6 protein-coding genes are annotated in these 9,680 nt (G+C 71.4%); 2 read left to right on the top strand and 4 right to left on the bottom strand.

The features are described 5' to 3' along the window. Positions 1-2: 2 nt before the first annotated feature. The 4 genes from ACZ7JZ_RS32845 to ACZ7JZ_RS32830 form a co-directional block, all read right to left on the bottom strand. Positions 3-1,271, bottom strand: a complete 1,269-nt coding sequence (locus tag ACZ7JZ_RS32845) for a condensation domain-containing protein (RefSeq protein ID WP_470945963.1) — start codon at positions 1,269-1,271, stop codon at positions 3-5. A 6-nt stretch (positions 1,272-1,277) separates the two neighbouring features. Next, the gene (locus tag ACZ7JZ_RS32840; RefSeq protein WP_470945962.1) at positions 1,278-3,989 is read right to left on the bottom strand and encodes an amino acid adenylation domain-containing protein; all 2,712 of its coding nucleotides are present in this window, start codon (positions 3,987-3,989) and stop codon (positions 1,278-1,280) included. Positions 3,990-3,991: 2 nt separating this feature from the next. Further along, the gene (locus ACZ7JZ_RS32835) at positions 3,992-5,005 is read right to left on the bottom strand and encodes a methyltransferase domain-containing protein (protein WP_470945959.1); all 1,014 of its coding nucleotides are present in this window, start codon (positions 5,003-5,005) and stop codon (positions 3,992-3,994) included. 73 nt (positions 5,006-5,078) lie between these two features. Beyond that, positions 5,079-5,384, bottom strand: coding sequence for an MbtH family protein (locus ACZ7JZ_RS32830; RefSeq protein ID WP_470945957.1), 306 nt, complete (start codon positions 5,382-5,384; stop codon positions 5,079-5,081). A gap of 301 nt (positions 5,385-5,685) precedes the next feature. Here ACZ7JZ_RS32830 and ACZ7JZ_RS32825 point away from each other — a divergent pair, with 301 nt between their 5' ends. Together ACZ7JZ_RS32825 and ACZ7JZ_RS32820 are read left to right on the top strand one after the other, a co-directional pair. Beyond that, entirely contained in the window at positions 5,686-8,646 is a 2,961-nt protein-coding gene (locus tag ACZ7JZ_RS32825) for an amino acid adenylation domain-containing protein (protein WP_470945999.1), read from the top strand. A 16-nt stretch (positions 8,647-8,662) separates the two neighbouring features. After that, a complete protein-coding gene (locus ACZ7JZ_RS32820; protein WP_470945954.1) occupies positions 8,663-9,655 on the top strand; it encodes an aspartyl/asparaginyl beta-hydroxylase domain-containing protein in 993 nt (330 codons plus the stop codon). Positions 9,656-9,680: the final 25 nt, after the last annotated feature.

Below are 9,680 nucleotides of genomic sequence, written 5' to 3'. Positions count from 1 at the left end.
GGTCAGTCGTGGTCGGTGTCGAGGAGCCGTGACAGGGTGTCCTGGAAGGCGGCCCGGAGTCGTTCGGCGTCGTCCTCGGTGAAGGCGTCGGCCGACGCCCGGAGGGTGCCGTGGATGTTGCCGACAGTTCCCCAGCCGAACTCCCACAGGGCCGGGAAGTTGGCCCAGCGCGGCGGGACCGGTACGGGTGAGGTGCGCAGGCCGTGCAGCGGCAGCCGTGGTACCTCCGTGTCGATGTTGACCAGGTGGAGGAAGAGCGGGTCGCCGCCGGGGAGCCGCAGGAGACCGGCGGCTCGCAGGATCCGCGAGTACGGGAGCTCGCTGTGCGCGAGGCTCTGCTCGATGGCGTCGGCGTGGTGGAGCACCAGGTCCCGGGGGGACGGCCGGCCTGTCCACGCGGTGCGCACGGGGAGGGTGTTGAGGAGCGGGCCCATGGTGGCCTGGAGTTCCTCGGTCTCGCGCCGGGCGGCGGGCATGCCGACCGTCGTATCGAGCTCCGGTCCTTCGCCGGCCACCGCCGCGCTGACCGCTGTGAACAGTACGACGGACGGGGACACCCGGGCCGATCGGGCGAGCTCACGGATTCCCTGGGTCTCGGTGGCGCCGATGCGCAAGGGAAGCGGGAGGAACGCTCCGCGGTCGGTCTCGTCGGGCGGGGTCCGGCGCGGGTACGGCTGGGTGCGTACGCCGGCCAGCCGGCTCCGCCACCAGGAGTCGTCGCGCTCGTGGTCGCGCTGGTGCCCGGCCATGACGTCGGCGAAAAAGTCCGGGGCGGGCCCGGCGGGTTCTGCCGGTGCGCCGCGGCCCAGGGCGGCGTATGCGAGGCCGATCTCACGTGCCATCAGGGACAGCGACCAGCTGTCTCCGGCGACGTGGTGCACGGCCAGTCCGAGCCAGTGTTCCGTGGCGGAGCGGGAGATGACGCCCGCGCGCACGGGGGGCTCCTCGTAGAGGTCGAACGGTACGTTCCAGAGCTCGGCGAGTTCCGCCGGTGGGTTCGTGTCCCCCGGGACGCTGGTGCTGGCGTGCCCGGTGCGCAGTGGGGGCAGTGGTGCCGTCGGCGGGAGCGGCACGGCGTGGGCGTCGTCGTAGGTGGCGTGCAGCACGGGGTGGCGCCGGATGACGTGGTGCAGGGCCTGCTCAAGCCGTGCGGTGTCGAGGTCGCCGTTGATGCGGAAGCAGAGCGGCATGGTGTACATGGGCCGGTCGCCCAGCGCCTCGTGGACGATCATGGACTGTTGCATGTCGGAGAGGGGCGGGAAGGAGTCCACCGGGGGCTAGCCCTTTCCCTCGGCGACAGCGGGCTGCGGGATCCCGGCGAGCCAGGCTGCGAAGCTCGGTGCGCGCAGACAGGAACCGGGGGACACCTCTGCGCCGGTGAGCTTGCGGGCGCGGGCGCTGACGCGCAGGGCCAGCAGCGAGTGGCCGCCGAGACTGACGAAGTCGTCGTCGTCCATGACCTCGTCGACGGCGAGGACCTGCCGCCATGTCTCACGCAGCTGTTCCACGGTCGTGACGGTGCCGGCGGGTCCGTCGGTGCGGGCGGTGCTTCCCGCTGTGGACGGTGGCGGGGGGAGCTCGCGCCGGGCGAGCTTGCCGTTGGGCAGGCGGGGCAGTTCCTCCATGAAGACGAACTGGCTGGGCTGCATCGCCGTAGGCAGCCGGTCGCCGGCGTGCCGGCGCAGTTCGCGGGCGGTCAGCAGGGTCCGGCCGGGTTCGGGGTCCGGGTCGGTCGTGGGAGTGGCTTGCGGCGTGGTGCCGGTCCGGTGGGCGGGGGTGGGATCGGGTTCGGGCCGCCCGGCCCGGTCGGGGTCGCGGGTCGCGTACACGTAGCTGACGTCGGCGTCGGTGCCGACGCTCCAGTCGTCGACCGAGTGCATGGTGAATCCCGCGCCCTTGAGGATGGTCTGAATCTCGGCGCCGACGACGTTGCTGCGTTCGACTTCGAGGCAGACCTGCCGGATGGTCTTCCAGCGGTCGGGGCTGATGCCCCGGAGGACGCTGAGCTCGGCGCCCTCGGTATTGATCTTGAGGAGGTCGACCCGGTCGACCTCCAGCCGGTCCAGCAGGCTGGACAGGTCGGTGGTCTGGACCTCGTGCAGGGTGGCACTGAGCCGGTCCTCGGCGTCGTGGAGTAGACCGGCGATCTCCTCCGCCGTGCCGGCGCCGCTACCCTGCGATTGGCGGTAGTGCGACTGGACCAGCTCGATTGCCTCGTCCTGGCGGTCCGCGCCGAGTCCGGACAGGTAGCTGAGGTGGGGGAAGGACGTCAGAGTCTCGGCCCCGATCCGGTCGGTGACGGCCACGGGGACGACGTCCGCCTCGACCCCGCCCAGTTCGAGGTTGACGCGCAGGTAGGGGAGGGTGTCCGGGTTGGGCTCGACGGCCACCAGGCGGATGCCGGGGGCCTGGCGGTGCGCCCAGAGCCCGAACAGCCCAATGTTCGCACCGACGTCGACGACCACGTCGTCCTGGCCGAGGCGGACGCCGAAGCGCGCGTACTCGTCCTGCTCGAAGATCTGGCGGTAGAGGAAGAGCGCTTCGTCCGGTGACGAGGTGGCGACGGTGATGCCGCCGGGGAGCTGGATCCGCTGGAGGCCGTCGACCACCGGCGAGTGGGCGCGTTTGGCGGCGACGTAGGCGACCAGCCGTACGCCGTCGGCCTCGTCGGGGACGGCGATCACGGCGGCGTCCTGCACCATCGGGTGGCTCCGCAGGACGGTGTCGACCTCGCCCGGTTCCACGCGGACTCCACGCACCTTGACCTGGTCGTCGAGGCGGCCCCGAAATTCCAAGGCTCCCGTGCCGAGGAGCCGGACGAGGTCACCTGTGCGGTAGAGGCGGCCGCTGTCGGTGAACGGGTCGGGGCGGAAACGCTGGTCGGTTAGCGGCTGGTCGTCGAGGTATCCGCCGCCGACGGCGACACCGCCGATCCACAGCTCACCGGTCTTGCCGGTGGTGACCGGCCGCATCTCCTCGTCCAGGACGTGGCAGTCGACCCCGTCGATGGGACGGCCGATGGGGGCGATGTCACCGTCGAACGATTCGTCGCAGTCCCAGTAGGTGGCGTTCACCGACGTCTCGGTGGGTCCGTACTGGTTGTAGAGGGAGGAGGCGGGCAGCAGCTGGCGGAAGCGCCGCACCAGGGTCATGTCCAGGGCCTCACCACCGCAGAACACCTGGCGCAGGGAGGTGCACCAGGCCAGCTCCTCCTCGTCGATGACGTAGCGGAGGACGGAGGGCACGAAGTGGGCGGTGGTGACCTCGGTCTCCTGGATCAGCCGTACCAGGCCGAGGCTGTCGAACTGCAGCCCGGGCGGGGCGATGACGAGGGTGCCGCCAGCAATGAGCGGGGAGAAGATCTCGTGGATCGCGGCGTCGAAGGCGGAGGACGCCTTGTGCAGGACGCGGTCGGTCGCGTCGAAGGCGTAGCGGCGGTGTCCCCACCGCAGCCGGTTGACCAGTCCCGCGTGATGCAGGCGGACGCCCTTCGGACGGCCGGTCGAGCCGGAGGTGAAGAGGATCATGGCGGTGAGCGCTTCGGCGTCGTCGGTCCGGACCCGGAGCGTCTCCAGCTCAGTCACCTGAACCGGCCGGCTGTCGGGGACGAGCCAGTGGGCGGCGTCCGCGCTGTCGGCGTCCCGGAGTTCGGGGGCGCCGGTGCCGTCGTACAGGATCACCCGCGGCCGGGCGGCCGCGACGACCTGGACGCGGCGCTCCGCGGGGAACTCGGGGTCGACGGGGATCGCCACCGCGCCGATGGCCATCGTCGCGATGAGCGCGCTGACGTAGGCGGCTGAGCGGGGCAGGTGCAGTGCGACGTGGTCGCCGGGCCGGACGCCGGCCCGGTGCAGCTGGACGGCCACCGCGGCGACACGCTCCCACAGTTCGCGGTATGACAGCGCTCCGTCAGGGCCGAGGACGGCCGGGCTGTCGGCGTAGGGGCCGTCTGCTGCCTGCAGCAGGTCGGGGACGAGGATCGCTGCCATGTTCAGACCGCCTTCCGGGCCAGGGCCACGATCGCGACCCGGGGCACCTCGGCCGCAAATACGCCGTCGACTTCACGGATCACCGGGCGCACAGGGCACTCGGGGAGTGAGGAAATCCGTTCGAGATAGGCCGAGTGGTTGAAGAAATCCGTGAGGAGATCCCAGACCTCGACAGGAGTCCGTTGGGCGGAAAAATAGTTCCGGATACCGTACATATCCGCGATGTATTCGCACATCCGGTCGCGCGCTTCCTCGGCGGTGGCGCCGCGGACGATCAGCGGGTCGTAGACGTCCACGACGCTGACCGATACCGGAAGGCCGGCGAAGAGGTCCGTCAGCTCCGCCCGGGTGAAGTGCCGGTAGTCGTGGCCGGTGGGCGAATGGAGGTGTACCGCCTCGGTGAAGAACCGTGCCATGGGGCTGGTCTCGTCGAAGTCGTGCAGGACGACCCGGCCGCCGGGGCGGACGACCCGGACGGCCTCGGCGGCGGCCCGGGCGCGGTCCGCCGGGGCGATGTGGTGCGTGCCGTACGCAAGGAGGGCGGCGTCGACGGATCCGTCGCGCAGTAGCAGCGCCTCCGCCGCCTGGCGCACCGCCGGCAGGCCGTGCGCCAGCGCCTGGGCCACCATCCGGCCAGAGATGTCACCGGTGATGACGTTCAGTTTGGCGGCGTCGCTGTCGGCGCGCCCCGCGACGGCCCGGGCGATGGTGCCGTCGCCGCCGAGCACGTCGAGGACGACCACGTCCCCGGCCGCATCCTCGGGGGTGGCCAGAGACAGCAGCCGGTTGGCGCCGGTCCACCGGACGTACACGTCCCGCTGTGCACGCCGGTAGGAGTCTCCGCGTCCGGTCTCGTCCGAGTCGAACTCGTTGGTGAGGGAATGCAGGGCGGACAGGGTGGCGGCCGATCGGGCGCGCTCAAGGTCGAGCAGAGCGTGGAGCCGCGGATGGTCCGCCGCGACGGTGCGGATGTAGTCATCGAACGGGACGGAAGGCAGATACGAGCCTTCGGACACGGTGAACCGACCCCTTACCGGTGGTTTGCACTGAAGAACTGGAATGCGGCCGGGCCGTCGGGCGCGGCTGGAGTCAGCCGCTATGGCCGTTGACGAGAGCGACCGGCCTCATGTCGGTCCACTGGGTGTCGATGTAGGCGAGGCAGTCCTCCCTCGACCCCTCCGCCACGGACTTCCAGCCTGACGGAATTTCAACCCAAGACGGCCACAGAGAATGCTGATTCTCGGCATTGATCAGCACATGGAAAGTTCCCGAAGCTTCGGATTCAAAGGGGTTGAGGGACATGTCTTTCCCATCATTTTGCAGCCCACGGTAATTCGCCTTGGCGACGCCAGGACTGCCAGCCTCCGGCGCTAGGCCGCTGACGTGCAAGTTCATCCTGCCTGGAGGGTCACTCGAAGATCAATGTAGCCTAGGTCACATCTGACGTACCGCCTGTTATGTCCGAAGTAAAAACTGGATCGCCGGAAGTAATCCGGAACACCAAACTCCGCCTGAAGTGCATTTCAGCCAACACTGAACAGGCCGGATCTGGACGCTTGACGCCAGCTCGAAACTCTCTTGATAATCAACCGGCCCCGACCTTGATCACCTCTGGAGTTCGGTCGTGCCCGCTCATCGAAGCTCCCAGCTGCTACCGGCCGGGGAACACTTCTCAGTCCACAGTCACTCGTTGCATGTGACGCTTCCCAACGATGCTGATGCGAACCGCCTGACCCGGCTACTCCCCGCGGGGCTCTGGCGGGAGGACGTACCCTATCCGTCGGACGCACCCGCCGCCCGCCGCCGTCTCCAGGCCGAGCTGGTCCGCCCGGTCGATCCGGCCGCCGCACAGCCGCGCGCCGTTCTGCTATGCCACACCGACGGACGCACCGACCTGGTCCTGTCCGCCCACCGGTCGGAGCTGGACGCCCGCGCGCTGCGCCTCATCGCCGACACCCTGGTCGCGGCAACGGCCCGGGACCACGGCCTGGACGGTGGGCCGGCCGCCGGACGAGGAGCTGTCCCGCGTCAACTCCGGCGGCAGGACGCCTTCCTGCCGCCGCCGGCCGGCCCCGGCTCGGACGCCTGGGAGGCGTGGAGCTCCGCAGAGTACTCCCAGCGCCCCGGCTGGACCTCGCCCGGCCCCGCCGCCCTGGCCGCCCCGGATCAGGCCGCGGCGACCCGCACCGCTGTGCTGCGCATCCCGGTCCAGGCCGGTCCGGCAGGATCAGGGGCGGCCGGAGCGGGGGCGAACGGAACCGGCGCGGCCGGATCCTCCACAGTCTCGGCGGTCCTGGCCGTGGCCACCGCCATCGTGCTCGGCCGCTACGAAGGCCAGGAACGACCCGTGCTGGCGGCGGTCGCACCAGACCCCGGCCGACTGCCGCGGGCCCTCGGTGCCCACGACTTCACCACACTGGTCGCGCCCGCCCTCTCGGGGCCCGAGGACGTGCCCGGCCTCGTCGGCGCGGTACGGCAGCAGCTGCGCGACCCGTCCCTGCGCTGCGACGCCGTCGGCTACACCACCCTCACCAGCCTGGTCGGCGGCCGGGTCCTGGTCGGACTGCTGCCGGAGGCGGGCGAGGGAGAGGTCCCCTGCCACAGCGCGCCCTTCCCGCTCACCCTGCTTCCCCGCCGCGACGCCGGCGCCGGCCTGTGGCTGGAAGTCCACTACCGTTGCGCCGAGTTCGACGCGGACTCCGTACGGCGCTTCGCCGGGCACGTAGCCCGCGCGTACGAGGCCGTCACCGCTGCCGAGCCCGGCACCTTCCCCCAGGACATCGACCCGCTGGGGCCGCAGGAACGGACCTCGCTCACCGCACCGCGCGACCTGGCGGGCGGCGTGCCCGCGTCACCGCACCGCGAGGTCCGGATCGACACCCTGTTCACGGAGCGGGCCATGGCCGCCCCCGACGCCATCGCGCTGACCTGCGAGGAGGAACAGGTCACCTACGGCGAGCTGCTGGCCCGGGCCCGGCGTCTCGCGGCAGGCCTGGTCGCCCAGGGCGTCCGCCCTGGCGACCACGTCGGCGTCTGCCTGGAACGGTCCGCCGAGCTCGTCGTGACCCTCCTCGCAGTGCTGCTCGCCGACGCCGTGTACGTGCCCCTGGATCCGGCCTATCCCTCGGCCCGGCTCAGCGGCACGGCGCGCGACGCCGGCCTGGGGCTGATCGTCACCGAACTTCCCGGCATACCCGGCGCCGAGGACCTCCTCCTCATGACACCTGCCGCGCTGATGGCTGCCGAGGCCGATAGGACCGCGCTGCCGGAGCCTGCCCGGGGACCGGACGCCGCCGCCTACATCATCTACACGTCCGGGTCCACCGGCCTCCCCAAGGGCGTCGTCGTCCCGCACCGTAATGTGGCCGCCCTCCTGGACGCCACCCGCTCCAGTTTCCGGCTCGGCCCCGACGACGTCTGGACCCTCTTCCACTCCAGTGCCTTCGACTTCTCGGTCTGGGAGATCTGGGGCGCGCTACTCACGGGTGCCCGGCTGGTCGTCGTACCGTACTGGGTCAGCCGCACTCCGGACGACTTCCGCGCGCTCCTGGTGCGGGAAGGCGTGACGGTGCTCAGCCAGACACCCTCCGCCTTCGGCCAGCTGGCCGAGGCGGACCGCCGACACCGGGCCGAACTACCGCTGCAGCTCGTCGTCTTCGGCGGTGAGCCCCTCGACACCGCCCCGCTCGCCCGCTGGTTCGACCGGTATCCGGAAACCCGCTGCCGACTGGTCAACATGTTCGGCATCACCGAGACCACCGTCCACGTCACCGCCCACGACGTGCGGCGCCGCGACGCACTCACCGGATCCCGTTCGGTTGGCCGGCCCTTGCCCGGCTGGCGGGTGTACGTGCTCGACCCTTGCGGCCGGCCCCTGCCGTACGGGGCACCCGGCGAAATCCACGTGGCCGGGGCCGGGGTGGCGCTCGGCTACTGGAACCGGCCCGAACTGACCGGACAGCGTTTCGTGCCGGACCCCTTCCACGGCGGCCTCATGTACCGCAGCGGCGACCTCGGGCGACTGCGCCCGGACGGGACCCTCGAACACCTGGGCCGGCTGGACAGCCAGGTAAAGGTCCGCGGCTTCCGGATCGAGCTGGACGAGATCCGCTCGGTCCTGCTCGACGACCCCGACGTGGGCACCGCCGCCGTGGTCCTGACCGGCGACCAGCCGGGCGGCGACGCCGCAGGCATACGCATCGACGCCTACGTGGTCGCCGCGGAGGGCGCCGCCCCGGACCCGTCCGCCGTCCGCCGCCGGGCGGCCCGCACCCTGCCGGAGTTCATGCTGCCAGCCGGGGTCACCGTACTGCCCGCCCTCCCCCTCACCGTTAACGGCAAGCTCGACGTACGCGCCCTGCCTACGCCCGCGACCGTCACTCCGCAACCGCCCTCGCACGCGCGCCCGCTCGAACGGCCGGGGCAGGAGCAACAGTCCACGGACCTCGCGAGCGCTCTCGCCCGGGTGTGGGAGCGGGTTCTCGGCGTGCCCGTGGGGCCTGACGACAACTTCTTCGAGCTGGGCGGCAACTCGCTCCAGGCAGTGCGCGCGGCGGCAGCGGTCCGCGAGCAGGGCATGCCCGCCGTACCGCTACAAGACCTGTACCGCACCCCGACCGCGAACGCCCTGGCCGCCGTACTCACCGCCGAACAGTGAAGGACGCCCCTCCCACATGACCGACAACACCGCTCACGCCGCCCTGCCGGACGTCGTCAGGCTCCTCCCCCACGCGGACCCCGAGCAGCTCCAGCGGGAGCTGTTCTCCCTCGGCACCCGGTTCAGCCCGCAGGCCACCTTTGACGCCGGCACGATCATCGAGGACGAGTACGAGGGCTGGCGCGTGCTCTCGCTGCGCGGCCCCGACGGCGACCCCGGCCGGACCGACGCGGGCGGCCCCGGCCTCGTCGACTACGCCGACACCCCGTTCATGGCGAAGGTTCCGTACACCGCGTCCGTGCTGTCCGGCCTCGGCCCGGCCCTGCGGGCCGTCCGTTACATGTCCCTCGAACCGGGAGCTTCGGTCGGGGAGCACACCGACTACCCATACGGTCTCCCCGTCGGCTGGGCCCGGCTGCACCTCCCCGTCACGACTAACGAGCAGGCCGTGCTCGTCATCGACGGGGCCGAGCAACGCTGGCAGCCCGGCGAGCTGTGGTACGCGAACTTCGGGCGTCCCCACCACCTCTACAACAACGGCGACGCGCCGCGGGTCCACCTGGTCATCGACTGCTTCTGCGACCCCGCGCTCCTCGACCTCTTCCCCGCCGAGCAGCGCGCGCTCATGGACCCGGCGGAAGTGATGCTCCGCGCGGCGGCGGTACCCCCGGCGCCTGAGGACCTGGCCCGTCTCACCGGCCCGCTGTCGGTCCCGGCCGCCTTCCTGCTGCCGTACGCCGACCCGCCGAGCAGCGCCGAATGGGCCGACCCGGGGCGGCCGGACGCCGACGGGGAGCTCGTCGTACGAGACGGTCGGCTGGTGCTGGTCGCCGAGGGCGAACCGGACGCCGTGCTGGAGCACATCGGGGCGGACGAGTTCCGCTACCAGTGCTGGAGCGAGGAGCGGACCGTGGCGTTCTCGTTCCGTGGCGGCGTCCGGCACGCCGAGTTCCGCTACCGCCACGGCAGCTACCGCACCCAGGTCTCCCGCCCCACGGTCCTCGCGTGACCGAGCGGCTCGCCGCAGCCCAACG

This window comes from Streptomyces sp. NPDC038213, assembly GCF_055600495.1.
The sequence above is the reverse complement of the archived record's forward strand: the minus strand, read 5'-3'. Positions and strand labels throughout refer to the sequence as shown.